Origin of the sequence: Alteromonas gracilis (assembly GCF_036870955.2) — a bacterium.
GTDB lineage: Bacteria > Pseudomonadota > Gammaproteobacteria > Enterobacterales > Alteromonadaceae > Alteromonas > Alteromonas gracilis_A.
This window is the reverse complement of the sequence record NZ_CP145482.2, coordinates 794944-812806: the sequence shown is the minus strand read 5'-3', so window position 1 is coordinate 812806 and position 17863 is coordinate 794944. Positions and strand designations below refer to the sequence as shown.

Here is a 17863-nt window from a genome sequence, read left to right as displayed (position 1 = left end):
CTACCCTATTTTGCACCCAACAATACAGCCTTTATGCTTTTTTGTTGACCTAATGCACATTGACATGAAACAGGGCGGCTTCAATATTAGGGAAGATGCTCAGTTGCCAGGTAATCATGCGACTGCATCTCTTTTAAGCGACTTAAGCAACGCTTGAACTCAAAGTTCAGCAACCCGTCGGTGTAAAGGTCTTCTAGCGCAACTTGTGCAGAGATAATCAGTTTGACGTTGCGTTCATAAAATTCATCGACCATAGCGATAAATCGTCTAGCCACGTCGTCGTTGTGCTGCCCCATTTCTTTAACGTTTGCCAATAATACCGAGTGGTAACAACGGCTAAGTTCAATATAGTCACTTTGACTGCGCGGACCGCCACACAATGTGTCAAACTCAATCATCAGTACGCCATCAGCATTTCGCAATGTCTTTATTTTTCGATTATTAACGTCAATGTCTTCGCCAGATGTTCCCTCTTCGGGCGCAAGCTGTTCAAAATAACAATGTAAGTTATCGATCGCTTTGTCATCGAGCGGGAAATGATAAATCTCAGCTTGCTCAAGGGTACGCAATCGATAGTCAATACCACTATCAACATTTACGACGCGCGTATTTTGATTAAGCAAATCAATAGCTGAGTAAAAATCTGGCGCGCTGTAGGCCGTTTTTATATAGGTCGTCTGGCACAATGTTTGATGTGGCCACCAACACAATGCCATGGCCAAAAAGCGCTTCCATTAGCGTACCTAGTATCATCGCGTCGGTGATATCAGAAACAAAGAACTCGTCAAAACAAATCACTTTCGCTTCTTTGGCTAGTTTTGCCGCAACAATTTTTAGTGGGTCTTGCGCGTTATTCAGTTGCTTTAACTCGTCGTGGACGCGATACATAAAGCGGTGAAAGTGCACACGCATTTTCTTTTCAAACGGCAAACAATCATAAAAGGTGTCCACTAGGTAAGTTTTACCGCGTCCCACTCCGCCATAAAAATAAATACCTTGAATACCAGGCTTGGCATGCCCCTTACCAAAAGCAGCCTTTAATTTAACGCGCCATGTCGTTTTCTTCTCTGGTTGAGTAAGCTCGTCATATAAGCGCTGTAATTCTTTTACGGCATTTTCTTGCGCGGCGTCATAATGAAAGTCAGCCGACTCTAGGTCTTGTTGATATTTTTCCCATGGCGTCATCGCCGAAACCACTCCGTACAAAAGTCAATAGTAGTGCTTGCTGCACCGACCTGCTTGAATTTTCCAATTATGACCTTAATTTTACTGGAAATCACGGTAGAATCGCACCTTGAAAATAAGCATACACGGTTATCACTGTAATAAATGTCAGTATGTGTGCGCTTTTCGGGTTCGACCTTGCTATATTCAAAGTATGGTCGAAAGCAGCGTATAGACCGTAACAACAGGGTCAGCTGCTGATGTTGATTGATTCGGAGAATTTAATGGAATTGTTAGTATCTCTTGCTTTACTGGTAGTTGGCCTAATTATTGGCTTTTTTGTGGGTCGCTTTTTTCAAGAAAAGCAAGGTGTGGGCAATGCAGCACAAACTGAAAAGCAAGTGAAAGAAATTCTTGCGCAACAGGCACAACACCATATCCACCAAACGCGTCAAAGCTTAGAGAGCATTGAAAGTCAATGTGAGGTGTTAAAACACCAGATTGAAGAATACGAAATGCTGCTAGAGCAAGGCAGCGATGAAGAAGACAGCAAGGTTCCTTTTTATGGGGAACAAGCAACAACGTATTTACGTAACAACCTGAAAAAGTCTGACAAATCGAGAATAAAACGTGTTTCCGATACGCAACCAAAAGACTTTGCTAATTCTGGTTCTGGGTTATTCGTCGGACGTTCTGAGCAGAATAACGCAGAAAAACAGTAACATCGGGAACTTTTCGCAGGCCTCAGACTCTTTTAGTGAAACCATGCTATGTCGCATATTATATTGAAGGAGTGTAAGCGAACATGAAAATGTCTTTTCGCCATTGTCTATTGGCGTCTGCCGTTGTAGTTAGTTCATTAGGCTTTACTGCTAGCACACAGGCGGCGTTACCGTTTTTCTCTGACAGCAAGGATGAAGTGCCTTCTCTAGCACCTATGCTGGAAGAGGCAACACCCGCTGTAGTAAGTATTGCTGTAGAAGGAACACAAACCTCTCGCCAACGTGTACCTGAGATGTTTCGATATTTCTTTGGCGCACCTCAAGAGCAAGTCCAAGAGCGTCCTTTCAGAGGTCTCGGTTCTGGCGTTATTATTGATGCCGATAAAGGCTATGTGGTCACCAACAACCACGTTGTTGATAATGCAGATGAAATCACAGTTAAACTTACCGACGGGCGCGAGTTCAAAGCAAAGAAACTTGGTGCTGATGAACAAAGCGATATCGCTCTACTAAAAATAGAACCAGATGACCTTAAAGCGTTACCTCTAGCTGATTCAGACAAGCTGCGTGTGGGTGATTTTGTGGTTGCAATTGGTAACCCGTTTGGTCTATCACAAACTGTGACATCAGGCATTGTCAGTGCATTGGGTCGTTCTGGGCTAAGCATTGGTGGCTATGAAGACTTTATTCAAACTGACGCTGCTATCAACCGTGGTAACTCGGGGGGCGCATTAGTCAACCTGCACGGCGAACTAGTGGGTATTAATACCGCGATATTCGGGCCAAATGGTGGCAACGTGGGTATTGGCTTTGCTATTCCTGCTAATATGATGAAAAACCTTGCCGATCAAATTGCCGAATATGGTGAAGTTCGCAGAGGTCTGCTTGGCATATTGGGCAGTGATATTGACGCTGGTTTAGCCGAAGCAATGAATGCAGAGGTGAACATCGGCGCCTTCGTGAGTGAAGTACAGCCTGATTCTGCGGCAGAGAAAGGTGGTCTGCAAGCTTAGCGATATTATCACCGCTATCAATGGTCGACAGTTAAACAGCTTCCAAGAGCTTCGTGCGAAAATTGCCAGTATGGGCGCGGGTGCTGAGGTTGAGCTAACCGTTATGCGCAAAGGCGAGAAGATGGACGTAGAGGTAGTGCTAGACGACGCTACGGATACTACCGTCACAGCGGCACAAATACATCCAGCATTAGAGGGCGCCACGCTAACTAACGGCAAGGATGAGTCTGGCCTAGATGGTATTGTCGTATCAGAAGTAGAGCGAGGTGCACCAGCTTCACGCATCGGTCTTCAGGCTGAGGACGTTATCATTGGCGTAAACCGCGTGCGTACAACCAGTGTCTCTGAATTTAGAAATGCATTAGATGAGGCCAAAGGCGTTATTGCACTTAATGTGAAACGCGGAAACTCAACACTATACTTGGTGATTCGCCAATAGTACGCAAATTGGGTTACCTGGAAAAGCAGCGCTTGTTACGCGCTGCTTTTTTGTCTCTACTCAAAAAAACAAAATTTGCTTTTCGTTACGGTAGTTTATTAAATAAAGTGATATCCTTTGAATAATAGGTAATAACTCAGTACATACGCTAATCTGAGATTATTTCGTATTGAATTCCATATGCTTGCACGACTTGGTTGAAGGCTAACGACGTGGCTAACAAGCAGATGCAACAAACAACAAGAAAGATAATTTGTGACTGGTCGCTCAACGTTTAGCTTTTTATTAAAATCTGTATTTCTTGGCATCACCGTAGCGGTGTTGTTACTAGTACTTTTGCCTGAGCTTAGACAGGGAAATGGACTCGCGACGGGTTGGTTCACTGAACCTTCCGTTAGGGCAAATAGAGAAAGCTACTTTGGTGCATTAAGTCGCTCGGCACCTGCCGTAGTTAATATCTACAGTGTAAGTATTGAAAACGACACGGGTTTATTTAGAAATCAGCCACGGGAACGAACAAGCTTGGGCTCTGGCGTCATTATGACAGAGAACGGTTATCTACTCACATGCCACCACGTTGTTGCAGACGCTGATAGTATTTATGTCGCCGTTCAAGACGGGCGCGTTTTGGAAGCGCAGATTGTTGGCACTGACCCTCTTACCGATCTTGCTGTGTTAAAAGTAACGGCAGACAACCTTCATATTATTCCACAGGTAGCAGAGCCTGACACACACGTAGGCGACGTAGTGATGGCTATTGGCAACCCCTTCGATTTAGGACAAACCATAACTCAAGGAATCGTGAGCAGAGCAGGACGTAACGGTCTGTCTAATTATGTTGATTTTATTCAAACTGATGCCGTGTTAAACCAAGGTAATTCTGGCGGAGCATTAGTAGACAGCAACGGTATTTTGCTTGGGATCACCAACGCTAACTTCCAAGTTAGAGACTCTCGCAATCGCGTCAGAAATGTCGACGGAATAAATTTTGCGGTCCCCTACGAACTAGCAAAGCGCGTCATGGACGAAATCATTAGTAATGGTCGCGTTATTCGCGGACAGCTTGGTTTTATTGGCAGCGAGAACAGAAATAGGCCAGGTATCGATGTTGAAGCCGTGGCTAAAGGTAGCCCTGCGGATATTGCAGGCTTACAGCCTGGCGACATTATTGTTGCCATAGACGGAGTGCAGCTAGAAAGTGCTTCTAAGACCCTGGATATGATTGCCGAAACTGAACCAGGGACAGAGTTAGTGATTGAAATCAGCCGCGAGGGGCAATCATTATCAATAAACGCTACAGTGGCAGAGCTAAGAACAAACCCGTAGTGCGCGTTACCCGATTGAGGCTCAAAGAAAAAGACCGAGAGTCGATCCAAGTTACGCGGGCAACATCGAATGCACACACAACATAAAAAAAGCGCCTATCGGCGCTTTTTCATTTATTTATTTGTAAGTGCCAAGCTTACTATTCTTTTACTCGCGTAATCACTGCACCTAACGCACCTAGCTTCTCTTCAATCGCTTCATAGCCTCTATCAAGGTGATAAATGCGATTCACATGTGTTTCCCCTTCTGCAATTAGCCCAGCGATAACCAGGCTTGCGGAAGCGCGTAAATCAGTAGCCATAACGGGGGCGCCTTTGAGCTTTGAACTGCCTTTCGAAACTGCGGAGTTCGCCTCAAGCGCAATTTCAGCCCCCATACGCTGAAGTTCTGGCACATGCATAAAGCGGTTTTCAAAAATGGTTTCGGTGATAACACCCGTCCCCTCGGCCACACAGTTAAGCGTGACAAACTGCGCCTGCATATCGGTTGGAAACGCAGGGTGAGGTGCTGTTTTGACGCGTACTGCTTTAGGCTTGTTACCTTGCATATCCAGCTCTATCCAATCATCACCCGTTGTGATTTTGGCACCCGCTTGCTCAAGCTTATCAAGCACAGCATCTAATGTATCTGGCGCAGCATGTGTACAACGTATTTTACCGCCCGTCACAGCTGCTGCTACAAGAAACGTCCCAGTTTCAATACGGTCGGGCAGTACTGCGTAATCACAGCCTGTAAGCGTTTCCACACCTTCTATAGTAATCTTGTCACTGCCTGCACCGCTGATTTTGGCTCCCATCTGAATGAGACAGTTTGCCAAATCAACAATTTCAGGCTCACGAGCTGCGTTTTCTAGCACAGTTGTGCCGTCCGCTAGTGCTGCAGCCATCAGTAAGTTTTCGGTTGCCCCTACACTTACCATATCCATGAATATTCGCGCACCTTTCAATCGGCCGTCTACTTCTGCACGAATGTACCCTTCATCGACTTCAATCTTCGCGCCCATTTTTTCAAGGCCCGTTAAATGAAGGTTTACGGGGCGTGCACCAATTGCGCATCCACCGGGTAATGATACATTTGCCTTACCTTGCTTTGCCAACAATGGCCCTAACACCAAAATAGAAGCACGCATGGTGCGAACGAGTTCATACGATGCCGTAACACTTTCAAGCGTACTGGCGTCAATAACAATGTCGTTGGCGGCAGGCTGAGCAACTTCTACACCAAGCTCTCTGAGCAAGGCTGTTGTAGTATTGATGTCACGTAGACGAGGAACATTGGTGTAGCGGCATGGCGAGTCTGTGAGAAGACTCGTCATTAACAACGGAAGGGCGGCATTTTTAGCGCCAGAGATTCGCACCGTACCTTGCAAGGCAGGGCTCTTCTTTATTACTAGTTTATCCACGAAAACAGCCTATTATTGAGGGATATTAAACTGACGCTCACGCTCCCAGTCTTTTACTGAAAACGTCTTGATGGTAATGGCATGCATGCTTCCATCGGCAATTTTATCAGCCAATGGCGCATAAACAGCCTGCTGTCGCTTAACTCGGCTCATTTCGTTAAACGCATCACTAACCGCAATAATGTTGTAATGAGACCCTTCACCTTTTACGTGTACTTCGTGAAGGTCTAATGCGTCTTTCAAGATCTTTTCAATTTCAGACAATTCCATAACTTACTTCTTTTATTCGCTTATTGGGGTCTATTCTACTGGTAAAAAGCTGTCTGCGTCGCTTATTTTTGCAAGCTTGTGCAGTTTCTCAGGCATTTTGTATAGCGACATGCTAACACCATTTTGCTTGGCATCCCTAACGGCATTAATAAGCCAAGCTAAACCTGCGCTATCAGCGCGCTCTACATCGCCTAAATCTATGACGCATTTCTTAGCTGCTACCAAGTTGCTGCGCTGCTCGTTGGTTAAGCTTTCCCAGAAGTTTTTAGATAGAGTGTCACGGTCTAGATGGCCGTGAACAACAACATTACCTTTGTTGTTTACCTCAAACAGGCTCACTCAGACTCTCCCTCAATGGCTAGCTCTTCGCCTTGCTTAAGCTCTACAGGCTGACCAATCTTCTCACGCATAAGCGCGATAACCGAATCGATGCCATCTTGACGTAAGATAGATTCAAACTCGCTGCGTTTACTGTTCAACAAACTAATACCCTCAGCGACCATATCGTACGCTTTCCACTCATTGGTTTTGCTGTCTTTGCGCACTTTAAATGCAATTTTAATTTCTGGACGTTCTGGGTCTTGCACGACTGCGCGCACCGTTACCGACTTTTTGTCGTCAAAGTTAGACTCAGGTTCAAAAACAACGGTTTGGTTGTCGTAGTAACCCATCGCGATGGCATAGGTTGTAATTAGATACTGACGAAAAACGCTAATGTACTCGCCCATTTTTTCCTGCGGCACTGATTTGAAATGCTTGCCTAACACCATAAAAGCAGCAAACTTATAATCAATGTGCGGTACAAGCTCTTCTTCCATGATGGTTCGCAGCATTTCTGGATCAGCTTTAATCGCTCCTTGATTCACTTTTATGCGTTCAAACGTTCGGTTTGCCACATCTTGCACTAACGCATACGGGTTCTGTTCATTTACGTCTTGCGCACTTACCGAACCTACTAGCGACATCATGAAGATACCAACTGCTACCATTAACTTTTTCAAAGTAACTCTCCTAAAACAATCTCTTATAACCAGACCAGTATCGACTTCAATTAGTTTCATCGGCCCTGCATTAAACTTTTCTAAACTAGCGTGGATGGACAATTAATCTTCGTCACTACCGCGATTAAACAAGAACTGACCAATCAGGTCCTCAAGCACTAGCGCTGACTTCGTATCTTGCAGATAGTCGCCATCTTGTAAATTCGCAACGCCGTCAAACGAGAAGCCTGGCTGAAAACCGACATATTGCTCGCCTAACAAACCCGACGTCAGAATAGACACAGAACTGGTCTCAGGAAAACCGTTGTATTCTCGTAAGATTGATAGCTCTACAATAAGCGTAAAGTCTTCTTGGTCTAGCGTGATTGATGAAACGCGACCCACAGTTACCCCACCAACCTTGACCGCCGAGCGCGGTTTCAATCCACCAATGTTGTCAAACTTTGCGTAAAGCGTGTAGGTATCGCCCTCTGTAGCAACAGTTTGGTTTGCCACTTTAAGCGCCAACAGTAGTAGTGCACCTATTGTTAGCATGACGAACACACCAACCATGACTTCCGTTTTATACTTACTCATTCCGATCCCCTACTCGATACCAAACATAAGGGCGGTAAGCACAAAGTCCAGCCCTAATACTGCTAATGATGAATACACTACTGTCTCAGTAGTCGCTTTACTAATTCCTTCCGATGTTGGAATAGAATCATAACCTTTAAATATGGCAATCCACGTCACAACCAAGGCAAAAACGAGGCTTTTTATGACGCCGTTTACTACATCTTGATTCCAATCGACGGTAGATTGCATTATTGACCAGTAACTTCCGGCATCGACGCCTAACCAGTCGACACCAACTAGATGTCCTCCAAGAATACCGATTGCACTGAAAATAAGTGCCAGCATGGGCATGGCGAACATACCTGCCCAGAAACGAGGGGCAACGATACGACGAAGCGGGTCAACCGCCATCATTTCAAGACTGCTAAGTTGCTCTGTTGCCTTCATTAATCCAATTTCAGCGGTTAGTGCAGAGCCTGCGCGTCCCGCAAAAAGCAAAGCTGTTACTACAGGTCCTAATTCACGAAGCAGCGACAGCGCTACCATAGGGCCTAAGCTGCCTTCAGCGCCATAATCGACCAATATAGTGTAGCCCTGAAGTGCCATCACCATGCCTATGAACAAACCAGACACCATAATGATTAACAGTGACTGTACGCCAACTACATACAGCTGCTTAACAACAAGCGGAATATTCTTAAGACGTGGAACCGCGATAAGTGCACCAAAAAGCATGATGGCTGCGCGCCCCACCGCAGTAATCTTGCCAATTGTGTTAGCGCCGAGCGTTTGTAAAAAACTCATTTATCCGCTCCTAGGAAGCTCTCTTTAAGTTCCGACGCAGGATAATGAAACGGCACAGGACCATCCGCTTTTCCTTTCAAAAATTGCTGAACTAATTCACTGTCACTTTCTTTAATTTGTTGCGCCGTGCCCTCACCAATCACCCTCTTATCAGCAAGAATGTAGATGTAGTCGGCGATAGTGAGTACTTCCGTCACGTCGTGCGTTACCACGATACTAGTTAGGTTTAGCGCATCGTTAAGTTCGCGAATAAGCTTAACCAACACCCCCATTGATATAGGATCTTGCCCCGCAAAAGGTTCGTCATACATGATCAAGTCAGGGTCAAGGGAAATTGCTCTTGCCAACGCAGCTCGTCGTGCCATACCGCCTGAAAGTTCACTTGGCATCAGCTTAGCGGCGCCGCGCAAACCCACAGCCTGTAGCTTTAAAGCGACAATAGTAGCAATAATATTTTCTGAAAGTTGGGTGTGTTCTCTAAGTGGAAAGGCGACGTTATCGAAAACGCTCATATCGGTGAACAATGCGCCACTTTGAAAAAGCATGCTCATTCGTCGCCGAGTTTGATAAAGCGACTTTCTCGACATGGAAACAATCGAGTCTCCATCAAACTTTATATCACCTTCATCCGGTATCAATTGCCCGCCGATTAAGCGCAGCAACGTCGTTTTACCTATACCGCTTGGCCCCATTACTGCAGTTATCTTTCCCTTGGGCACATTCAACGAAATACCATCGTAAATGACACGATCGGCTCGTTTGAAGGTAAGGTTGTCTATTTCAACTAAATGATCCATAGCGTATTAATGTCGACCCTTGACGTCATGAAGTCGCTACAACTGAGGTTTTAGCGAGCAAATTTGGAATTTATACAACATCGAGAACATTCAAGTTCTATGCCTTCGAACACAAATTGCCAGTAAAGTTTACTGGGGAGTGTAATCTAGGGGCATTCTACGCTTTTTCAAGGGCGTCGCCAAAGTCAAAAAGTTACAAGTTATGTTCTATGAATTCGAATGTTTATACGTGTTCGACGTCTTTGGACATTTTGGCCACAAGAATCGCGAACACTAGCATACTAGGTTGAATTTCATTAACCGAACCTGAATGAACAAAAAAGTGTCCCGAAAAGGTCGACTTACATGAAATAAAACGCGCTTCCCCATATGCAAATGGCACTGTTTTTGCGACAATCTAGCGAAATAATATTAATTACAGGTTGTTGTGCTTTTAAACATTGTAATCTTTATCGTAGGCTTGGTGATTTTAAGCTGGAGCGCTGACCGTTTCGTATACGGGGCATCTGCTCTGGCTAAAAACATTGGCATCTCCCCCATGATGATCGGCCTTACTATCGTTGCCATGGGCTCATCGGCACCTGAGATAGTCGTATCAGCAATTGCATCGGCTAATGGTAATATGAACACGGCCGTTGGAAACGCATTGGGGTCGAATATCACCAATGTAGCGCTTGTTCTAGGGATAACGGCTTTAGTGAAGCCGCTCATTGTTTCTTCAATTACACTGAAACGTGAACTACCAGCGTTACTCATCATTTCACTTATCGCTATTGGGTTCATGTTTGATGGTGAATTAAAGTCGTATGAAGGCATCATTCTGCTTGGGCTTTTCATCTTTGTGCTTGCAATGATGGCCTGGCTGTCACTTCAGGTAGACAAAGAAGACCCCTTAGTGGCGGAAACCGCTGGCGAGATTCCTAAAAATGTATCGACAACCTCTGCAATGATTTGGATTGGCGTTGGGCTTGTAATCTTGCCATTAAGTGCCCATTTCATGGTGAATTCAGCGGTAGAAATTGCGCGCTACCTGGGTATTTCCGACCTTATAATCGGCCTGACTATCATAGCATTAGGCACAAGCTTACCCGAGCTTGCCGCGAGTATTGCTGGCGTGCTTAAGGGTGAAGACGACTTAGCACTTGGAAATATAATCGGGTCAAATATATTTAATTTGTTAGCCGTATTGGGTATGCCTGGCCTCATTGCCCCTGGCATGCTTGATCCTGATGTTTACAACCGTGATATGTATGTGATGCTCGGATTAACACTACTATTGTTCCTTTTTAGTTTTGATTTAATCGGTAAACGAACCATTTCTCGACCTAACGGATTTCTACTGGTGGCGTGCTTTATTGGCTATCAGTTTTGGTTGTTTGGATGATCATGAATAAAGCAGAAAAAAACGATTACATTGCCTCAGCAAAACGGGTTATCGAAATTGAAACGCGCGCGATTGCAGATTTATCTGAGCGCTTGAATGAAGATTTTGCCGCTGCATGCGACATGCTTTTTCAATGCGAGGGCAAAGTCGTTGTCTCAGGAATGGGAAAATCGGGGCATGTAGGCAATAAGATAGCAGCAACACTGGCAAGCACCGGAACACCTGCCTTTTTTATGCATCCTGGTGAAGCCAATCACGGCGACTTGGGCATGCTAAGTAAAGGCGATGTGTTACTGGCCATTTCAAACTCAGGTGAGACCAGCGAAATCGTTAATTTGCTTCCAGTGGTTAAGCGCTTAGGAATAAGCGTTGTTGCAATGACTAACAGTGTCGATAGCTCGCTTGGACAACACGCAGATGTGGTACTCGATATTAGTGTCGAACAGGAAGCCTGCTCTTTAGGACTTGCTCCTACATCAAGTACCACAGCGACCCTTGTTATGGGCGATGCACTAGCCGTGGCGCTATTAGACAAAAAAGGGTTTACGTCTGATGATTTTGCCTTGTCTCACCCTGGCGGTAGCTTAGGCCGTAAATTGCTCTTAAAGGTTGGCGATATCATGCTGTCAGGAGACGATGTCCCACTGATAAGCGTTAACGCAACGGTGGCTGAGGCTTTGCTCGAAATTTCGAAAAAAGGTCTTGGTATGACTGGTATTATTGACAATAACGGCGCACTAGAAGGTGTATTTACTGACGGTGATTTACGGCGTATTTTAGACGCACGAATTGATTTACATAGTGCGTCGGTTAGCGATGTCATGACACATGGCGGTAAAACAACCTTTGCCGAACAACTTGCCGTAGAGGCACTTAATTTGATGGAAAATCACAAGATAAGTGCACTTATGGTTATTGATGAAAATCGTCACCCAGTCGGTGCATTCAATATGCATATGCTACTGAAAGCAGGAGTTCTCTAGATGGCGACAACGCTTTACACAGACATGGACGATGCTCTTTTTCGCAAACTCGCTGACATCAAGCTATTAGTCTGTGATGTAGATGGCGTGTTTTCAGACGGCCGCATTTATTTAGGAAACGACGGCGAAGAGCTTAAGGCATTTCATACAAGAGATGGGTACGGCGTAAAGGCGCTAGCAAATCACGGTATAACGGTTGCCGTTATTACTGGTCGTCGCTCGACAATTGTTGAGAATCGAATGAAAGCCTTAAACGTGTCTTACATCATACAAGGCGAAGAGAATAAGTCTGCCGCATTAAAAAACCTTTTAGAGACGCTTTCACTAAGTGCCGACGATGTGGCCTCTGTTGGCGACGATATGCCTGATATTGGCATGTATGCGCATAGTAGTGTCAATATCGCTGTATCTGATGCACATCCTTTCGTTGCAAAACAAGCAAATTGGATAACTACGCTACCCGGTGGTTTTGGTGCAGTGCGCGAAATTGCTGATACCATTTTACAAGCCAAAGGGGTAGAGCAAGGTATTTTCGGAGCAAGCGTATGAGCCAATTTGGCTTTAACCGACTTGGACTAAGCATATCAGGGTTGTTTATTTTAGCGCTGCTGATGTATTTACCTACATGGATGGAAGCCCCTGAAGAGGTAAAAGGCAATGGTGAGCTTGATGCACTCAAGCCCGCATACAAAGCGAAAAACCTTACAACAACACTTTACAACCAAGACGGTCAGCTTAATCACAAAGTGTTTGCAGAGTCTATGGAACACTATGACCAATTAGGTTTCGTGTTATTCCAAAAACCAAGGTATACCCTTTACACTGACAACGCGACTTCGCCTTGGGTTGTCACAGCCGCTGAGGGCACGCTGTACAACAACGAACTTATTCAGTTAGAAAATAACGTTCTTATAGAGAACCAAACGTCAGATGATTTTGTCAAAACCATAACGACGCAATACATTCAAATAAATTTAGACAACAAGCAGATGACATCTGACCAAGCAGTAGAGATACTAGGGACACAGTATGTTATTCAAAGTAATGGGTTTAATGCGAATCTGCGCACCCAAGAATATGAGCTAATCGATCATGTACAAACCACTTATTCCCTAGCAACTAGCCTTCTTATAGCAATCGCTAGTGGTTCGGTTAATGCTTAGCGAAGCGGACTTTTCAAAGCCTATTAAGGTAGATGCAAAGTCGCAATTTGTTGATGGCAAAAATAAAACGTCACTATTCAAAGATGACGTGCTTATTACGCAAGGTTCGTTAATTATTAACGCCGATGAAGTAGAAGTAATCGCCAGTGAAGGTGAAGGAAAAGAGGTATTTGTCGCACGCGGAAACCCAGCGAGTTATTCGCAGCAACTAGAGGACGGTACACCTGTATCTGCCAAAGCAAACGAAATCCGCTACGAAGTTGTTAACCGCACAATCTCACTAAACGGTAAAGCAGAACTTAAACAAGATACCAGTATGGTTCAGGGTGATAGCATTACCTTTGATATGATTACTGAGCAGCTTCTTGCAATAGGTGGTGATGATGATAATGGCGAAGGACGTGTAACCACTGTATTTACGCCGGAAACGATTCGTAAATCGACATCCAAAGACGATGACGACGACAATGAGGGCAATCAATAGCAATGGCAACATTGAGTGCAAAAAACCTTGCAAAGGCGTATAAATCTCGACAAGTTGTCCGAGACGTCAGCCTGAGCGTCTCAACTGGTCAAATTGTAGGCTTATTAGGCCCCAATGGCGCTGGTAAGACCACAACATTTTATATGATTGTCGGCCTTGTTCCGCTGGACAAAGGCAAGATAGAAATTGATCAGAATGAGCTAACTCATCAGCCCATGCATGAGCGCGCACGCCGCGGCATTGGTTACCTACCGCAGGAGGCATCAATTTTTAGAAAGCTTACGGTACATGAAAATATCATGGCCATTCTTCAGACCCGTAAAGATTTAAATTCACAACAGCAAGAAGAAGAAGCTGATGCCCTACTTGATGAATTTAATATCAACCATATACGTAATAGTACGGGTATGAGTTTGTCAGGGGGCGAGCGTCGACGTGTCGAAATAGCGCGCGCACTGGCAGCAAAACCACAGTTTATTTTGTTAGATGAACCATTTGCTGGTGTTGATCCAATATCAGTTAATGATATAAAGAAGATAATACAGCATCTTCGCGATAGAGGGATTGGTATTCTAATTACTGACCACAACGTACGAGAAACATTGGATGTTTGCGAAAAAGCGTACATTGTGAGTCATGGCGAGCTTATTGCGCAAGGAACTGCGGAACAGGTTTTAAGTAATCAAAAAGTAAGGGATGTATACCTAGGCGAACAATTCAGGCTATAGTTAACGTAACCGGATTGTCATTTTTCAATTTCGCTCAGGTATATTCAATTAAGAGCATTTAAATAAGACGTAGATGAAACCATCTTTACAGCTAAAGTTTAGCCAACAACTTACCATGACACCTCAGCTTCAGCAGGCCATAAAACTGCTGCAGCTTTCTACGCTTGATCTTCAACAAGAAATCCAAGAAGCGTTAGACTCAAACCCCTTGCTAGAGGTTGAGGAAGGGCACGACGAGCCTCAATTAGAAAAAAATAATATCGACAATGACGATAGCGGTGCTGATGCTACCGCTTCAGCATCGAGTGACACACTGGAAGCCTAGTGATGCACTTGAAAAGAATGACCTGCCAGATGAACTGCCGATCGACAGCACGTGGGACGAATATTATTCTGCTTCATCTGCGCCTGCGCCTGGCCCATCCAGTGACGACGAACAAGTTTTCCAAGGCGAAACGACAGAAGATATACAGGAACACCTGCTATGGCAGATGCGTCTTACCCACTTTTCGGATACCGACCGCGCTATTGCCATGGCGATTATCGATTCAATCGATGAGTCGGGATATCTGACCGTATCACTTGATGACATTTTAGAAGCAGTTAACGCTGAAGAAATCAGTGGTGATGACGATGAAGAAGCCATTGAAATGGATGAGATTGAATGCGTATTAAAGCGCATCCAAATGTTTGATCCTATTGGCTCAGGGTCACGGACACCGCAAGAATGTTTGATGGTTCAGCTTCGTCAATTTTCAGATGACACGCCTTGGCTTGCCGAAGCTAAGCAGCTTATTGAAGAATACTCAGACCTTTTAAGCAGCAAAGATTACCGCACGTTAATGCGCAAGAGCCGTTTGAAGGAAGACCAGCTTAGAGAAGCGATGCGTTTGTTACAGACCTTGAATCCTCGCCCAGGTAGTGCTTTAGTTACTAAAGAACCTGAGTATGTCATTCCAGACGTTTCAGTAACGAAGAAAAATGGCCGTTGGGTGGTTGAGCTGAACCCTGATAGCCTGCCGAAACTAAGCGTAAATCAACAATACGCAGCCATGAGTCGTCGTGCAAAAAACAGTAGCGACTCACAATTCATCCGCTCACACATGCAAGAGGCAAAATGGTTTATAAAAAGCCTAGAGTCACGCAATGATACGTTAATGAAAGTAGCAAATTGTATTGTGCAGCAACAAATGGGCTTTTTTGAGCACGGCCCGGAAATGATGAAACCAATGGTGCTAAATGATGTCGCAGAAATGGTAGATATGCACGAATCGACTATTTCACGTGTGACCACGCAGAAGTATATGCATACGCCTCGTGGTATTTACGAATTGAAATACTTCTTTTCTAGCCATGTTGCAACCGAGTCAGGTGGTGAATGTTCCTCGACTGCAATTCGTGCACTGATCAAGAAGTTAGTGGCGGCTGAAAAGCCGAGTAAACCACTGAGTGATAGCAAGATTGCTACATTGTTGGCCGAACAAGGTATTAAAGTTGCCCGGCGAACAATAGCAAAGTACCGGGAATCGTTATCGATTCCACCGTCGAACCAACGCAAAAGCCTTATTTAACAGGCTTAATAATATAAGGAAGACGAAATATGCAAATCAACCTTACTGGTCATCATGTCGAAATCACCGACTCTTTGCGTAATTATGTCGATACGAAGTTCAGCAAACTTGAACGTCACTTTGATCACATTTCTAATGTGCATGTCATCCTGAACGTTGAAAAATTAAACCAAAAAGCAGAAGCGACAGTTCACCTCAGTGGTGCTGAAGTATTCGCATCTTCAGAAAATACCGACATGTATGCGGCGATTGACAGCATGGTTGATAAGCTCGACCTACAGGTAATCAAGCATAAGGAAAAACTGAAAAAACACTAGTAGTTAATTAAGTATGGATATTCAAGCCATCGTAAGTCTGGACCGCACTGAATGTGCGGTCCAATGCAATAGTAAGAAGCGTATTCTCGAAATTATCGCTGATATTGCAGCAAAAAATAACGAACATATTGAACAAGCTACCGTATTAAACAGCTTACTTGCGAGAGAGCGCATGGGTAGCACGGGAATTGGCAATGGTATTGCTTTGCCACATGGTCGACTTGCCGGATTAGACAGAGTCATTGCCATCGTTGTCACAAGTACGCCTGCTATCGATTTTGATGCACTTGATGAAAAACCCGTGGATATCTTTTTTGCGTTGTTAGTACCTGAAGAACAAACAGAAGGTCACTTGCAAACGCTAGCAACGGTCGCTGGTAAACTTAGTAATAAAGAAACAATTAAAGCAATTAGACGCGCTACAACCAGTGACGACATTTTAAGTGCTTTGGCGTAGTTAGGTTTCATTTCAAAGTAATTCAACGCTTTAACGGCACGACGCGGTAAAGGGAGAGATGTAGTGAAGCTGATTATCATCAGTGGTCGTTCGGGTTCAGGCAAGTCAATTGCACTGCGCGCTCTGGAAGATTTGGGGTATTATTGTGTCGACAATATTCCTGTTAACCTTCTCCCTACCCTAACTCACACCGTTGCCGATGAATATGATCAAGTCGCCGTCAGTATTGATGTGCGAAACTTGCCCAAAAATCCCAACGACTTGGTAGAAATTCTCGACTACCTGCCCTCTTCATGGGCAATGACCATCGTATATATTGACGCTAGCGATGATGTACTCGTGAAACGCTTTAGCGAGACACGCCGTCTTCACCCTCTCGCTAAGCTCAACAAGTCATTATCTGAGGCCATACGCGCAGAGGCCGCACTGCTTGCCCCTATTGTCGAACGTGCTGATTTGTATCTTGATACTGACAAACTCACGATACACCAGCTAGCCGAGCTCATTCGCGAGCGTATACTTGGCAAGAAAAGCTCGCGCTTGGTTATTGTTTTTGAGTCGTTTGGTTTTAAGCATGGAATACCAAAAGACGCTGATTATGTATTTGATGCACGTTTTCTTCCAAACCCACATTGGGAACCAGATTTAAAGCACTTGACTGGTTTGGACGCCCCTGTTGAAGTTTTTCTCGGCTCACAACCCGTTGTGACGAAGTTCATTTGGCAAATACAAAACCTCATTACGACCTGGCTGCCACATTTGGAACGCAATAATAGAAGCTATGTTACGGTCGCAATCGGTTGCACCTAGTGGTCAGCACCGCTCTGTATACATTGCCCAAACGCTGTCCAAGACTTTCAGCGAAATACACCCTGATGTACAGATTCGCCACAGAGAGCTAAACCAATAATGAAGCTGGCAAAAACACTGACTATCGTCAACAAATTAGGGCTTCATGCCCGTGCGGCGACACAACTTGTCAAACTCGCTAATCAATTCGACGCGAAAATTGTGCTTAAAAAAGGCGACAAAGAAGCTGACGCAAATAGTGTTTTGGGCCTCATGATGTTAGAAAGTCACCAAGGTGAACAAGTCGATGTAGAGGTTGAGGGTTCTGATGCACAATCAGCATTAGACGCCATTGAGCAGCTTATCGAAGGTAAGTTTAACGAAGAGGAATAGTTAGCTCTGCCCGCTTCAAGCACTTGAATTGGCGAAATAAACAACACTTAGTCATAATAAAGGTAATCTGATTGCAATTGTCATGACAGCTACATCAC

The 17863-nt window shown here is 44.7% G+C and carries 18 protein-coding genes and 4 pseudogenes; 14 read left to right on the top strand and 8 right to left on the bottom strand.

Annotated elements, in window-relative coordinates; translation table 11 throughout:
- Positions 1-86: 86 nt before the first annotated feature.
- Positions 87-1185, bottom strand: a pseudogene (gene zapE, locus V6N89_RS03975) (cell division protein ZapE).
- Positions 1186-1448: 263 nt separating this feature from the next.
- Between zapE and V6N89_RS03970 the strand changes: the two are divergent.
- The 3 genes and pseudogenes from V6N89_RS03970 to V6N89_RS03960 all read left to right on the top strand — a co-directional run bounded on the left by V6N89_RS03970 (position 1449) and on the right by V6N89_RS03960 (position 4664).
- The gene (locus V6N89_RS03970) at positions 1449-1886 is read left to right on the top strand and encodes a ZapG family protein (protein WP_338516439.1); all 438 of its coding nucleotides are present in this window, start codon (positions 1449-1451) and stop codon (positions 1884-1886) included.
- Between the two features lie 89 nt (positions 1887-1975).
- Positions 1976-3338: pseudogene (locus V6N89_RS03965) on the top strand (DegQ family serine endoprotease).
- A gap of 255 nt (positions 3339-3593) precedes the next feature.
- Positions 3594-4664, top strand: coding sequence for a trypsin-like peptidase domain-containing protein (locus V6N89_RS03960; RefSeq protein ID WP_338516438.1), 1071 nt, complete (start codon positions 3594-3596; stop codon positions 4662-4664).
- 139 nt (positions 4665-4803) lie between these two features.
- Here the strand turns inward: V6N89_RS03960 and murA are convergent, their stop codons facing one another.
- The 7 genes from murA to mlaF form a co-directional block, all read right to left on the bottom strand.
- Positions 4804-6066 (bottom strand): UDP-N-acetylglucosamine 1-carboxyvinyltransferase, encoded by a 1263-nt coding sequence (gene murA / locus V6N89_RS03955; protein WP_338516437.1) that lies wholly within the window; start codon positions 6064-6066, stop codon positions 4804-4806.
- Between the two features lie 12 nt (positions 6067-6078).
- A complete protein-coding gene (locus V6N89_RS03950) occupies positions 6079-6336 on the bottom strand; it encodes a BolA family protein (protein ID WP_159490481.1) in 258 nt (85 codons plus the stop codon).
- A 30-nt stretch (positions 6337-6366) separates the two neighbouring features.
- Positions 6367-6675, bottom strand: coding sequence for an STAS domain-containing protein (locus V6N89_RS03945; protein ID WP_338516436.1), 309 nt, complete (start codon positions 6673-6675; stop codon positions 6367-6369).
- The gene (locus V6N89_RS03940) at positions 6672-7337 is read right to left on the bottom strand and encodes an MlaC/ttg2D family ABC transporter substrate-binding protein (protein WP_346993426.1); all 666 of its coding nucleotides are present in this window, start codon (positions 7335-7337) and stop codon (positions 6672-6674) included. Before V6N89_RS03940 ends, V6N89_RS03945 begins: the two co-directional genes overlap by 4 nt.
- Before the next feature lie 102 nt (positions 7338-7439).
- A complete protein-coding gene (mlaD, locus tag V6N89_RS03935) occupies positions 7440-7913 on the bottom strand; it encodes an outer membrane lipid asymmetry maintenance protein MlaD (protein ID WP_346993425.1) in 474 nt (157 codons plus the stop codon).
- Positions 7914-7922: 9 nt separating this feature from the next.
- A complete protein-coding gene (gene mlaE / locus V6N89_RS03930) occupies positions 7923-8699 on the bottom strand; it encodes a lipid asymmetry maintenance ABC transporter permease subunit MlaE (RefSeq protein ID WP_338516435.1) in 777 nt (258 codons plus the stop codon).
- Positions 8696-9496 carry a phospholipid ABC transporter ATP-binding protein MlaF gene (gene mlaF / locus V6N89_RS03925; RefSeq protein ID WP_338516434.1) on the bottom strand — a complete coding sequence of 267 codons (801 nt, stop codon included), beginning with the start codon at positions 9494-9496 and terminating at the stop codon, positions 8696-8698. The genes mlaE and mlaF overlap by 4 nt, the downstream gene beginning before the upstream one ends.
- Before the next feature lie 427 nt (positions 9497-9923).
- Between mlaF and V6N89_RS03920 the strand changes: the two genes are divergently transcribed.
- From V6N89_RS03920 to V6N89_RS03870, 11 genes and pseudogenes are all read left to right on the top strand, one after another.
- On the top strand, positions 9924-10880 hold the full coding sequence (locus tag V6N89_RS03920) for a calcium/sodium antiporter (protein WP_338516433.1): 957 nt from the start codon (positions 9924-9926) through the stop codon (positions 10878-10880).
- 2 nt (positions 10881-10882) lie between these two features.
- Complete coding sequence (locus V6N89_RS03915) at positions 10883-11863, top strand: KpsF/GutQ family sugar-phosphate isomerase (protein WP_338516432.1); 981 nt, start codon at positions 10883-10885, stop codon at positions 11861-11863.
- Positions 11864-12412 carry a 3-deoxy-manno-octulosonate-8-phosphatase KdsC gene (gene kdsC / locus V6N89_RS03910; protein ID WP_346993424.1) on the top strand — a complete coding sequence of 183 codons (549 nt, stop codon included), beginning with the start codon at positions 11864-11866 and terminating at the stop codon, positions 12410-12412.
- Positions 12409-13026: an LPS export ABC transporter periplasmic protein LptC gene (lptC, locus tag V6N89_RS03905; protein ID WP_346993423.1), complete on the top strand. Its 618-nt coding sequence runs from the start codon at positions 12409-12411 to the stop codon at positions 13024-13026. Before kdsC ends, lptC begins: the two co-directional genes overlap by 4 nt.
- Entirely contained in the window at positions 13019-13510 is a 492-nt protein-coding gene (lptA, locus tag V6N89_RS03900; RefSeq protein WP_346993422.1) for a lipopolysaccharide transport periplasmic protein LptA, read from the top strand. The genes lptC and lptA overlap by 8 nt, the downstream gene beginning before the upstream one ends.
- A gap of 2 nt (positions 13511-13512) precedes the next feature.
- Positions 13513-14238, top strand: a complete 726-nt coding sequence (gene lptB, locus V6N89_RS03895) for an LPS export ABC transporter ATP-binding protein (RefSeq protein WP_338516429.1) — start codon at positions 13513-13515, stop codon at positions 14236-14238.
- 73 nt (positions 14239-14311) lie between these two features.
- A pseudogene (locus tag V6N89_RS03890) lies at positions 14312-15809 on the top strand (RNA polymerase factor sigma-54).
- A gap of 29 nt (positions 15810-15838) precedes the next feature.
- Entirely contained in the window at positions 15839-16126 is a 288-nt protein-coding gene (gene hpf, locus V6N89_RS03885; protein WP_346993421.1) for a ribosome hibernation promoting factor, read from the top strand.
- 13 nt (positions 16127-16139) lie between these two features.
- Positions 16140-16583 carry a PTS IIA-like nitrogen regulatory protein PtsN gene (ptsN, locus tag V6N89_RS03880; RefSeq protein ID WP_338516428.1) on the top strand — a complete coding sequence of 148 codons (444 nt, stop codon included), beginning with the start codon at positions 16140-16142 and terminating at the stop codon, positions 16581-16583.
- Positions 16584-16646: 63 nt separating this feature from the next.
- A pseudogene (rapZ, locus tag V6N89_RS03875) lies at positions 16647-17493 on the top strand (RNase adapter RapZ).
- Positions 17493-17765, top strand: coding sequence for an HPr family phosphocarrier protein (locus V6N89_RS03870; protein ID WP_338516427.1), 273 nt, complete (start codon positions 17493-17495; stop codon positions 17763-17765). Before rapZ ends, V6N89_RS03870 begins: the two are co-directional and overlap by 1 nt.
- Positions 17766-17863 lie beyond the last annotated feature (98 nt).

Excerpts from the sequence above, each read along its gene's own strand:
- kdsC (WP_346993424.1), top strand. The coding sequence starts at position 11,864 with ATGGCGACAACGCTTTACACAGACATGGACGATGCTCTTTTTCGCAAA.
- V6N89_RS03970 (WP_338516439.1), top strand. The coding sequence starts at position 1,449 with ATGGAATTGTTAGTATCTCTTGCTTTACTGGTAGTTGGCCTAATTATT.
- V6N89_RS03915 (WP_338516432.1), top strand. The coding sequence starts at position 10,883 with ATGAATAAAGCAGAAAAAAACGATTACATTGCCTCAGCAAAACGGGTT.
- V6N89_RS03870 (WP_338516427.1), top strand. The coding sequence starts at position 17,493 with ATGAAGCTGGCAAAAACACTGACTATCGTCAACAAATTAGGGCTTCAT.
- hpf (WP_346993421.1), top strand. The coding sequence starts at position 15,839 with ATGCAAATCAACCTTACTGGTCATCATGTCGAAATCACCGACTCTTTG.
- ptsN (WP_338516428.1), top strand. The coding sequence starts at position 16,140 with ATGGATATTCAAGCCATCGTAAGTCTGGACCGCACTGAATGTGCGGTC.
- lptC (WP_346993423.1), top strand. The coding sequence starts at position 12,409 with ATGAGCCAATTTGGCTTTAACCGACTTGGACTAAGCATATCAGGGTTG.
- mlaF (WP_338516434.1), bottom strand. The coding sequence starts at position 9,496 with ATGGATCATTTAGTTGAAATAGACAACCTTACCTTCAAACGAGCCGAT.
- V6N89_RS03950 (WP_159490481.1), bottom strand. The coding sequence starts at position 6,336 with ATGGAATTGTCTGAAATTGAAAAGATCTTGAAAGACGCATTAGACCTT.
- lptB (WP_338516429.1), top strand. The coding sequence starts at position 13,513 with ATGGCAACATTGAGTGCAAAAAACCTTGCAAAGGCGTATAAATCTCGA.
- mlaD (WP_346993425.1), bottom strand. The coding sequence starts at position 7,913 with ATGAGTAAGTATAAAACGGAAGTCATGGTTGGTGTGTTCGTCATGCTA.
- lptA (WP_346993422.1), top strand. The coding sequence starts at position 13,019 with ATGCTTAGCGAAGCGGACTTTTCAAAGCCTATTAAGGTAGATGCAAAG.
- mlaE (WP_338516435.1), bottom strand. The coding sequence starts at position 8,699 with ATGAGTTTTTTACAAACGCTCGGCGCTAACACAATTGGCAAGATTACT.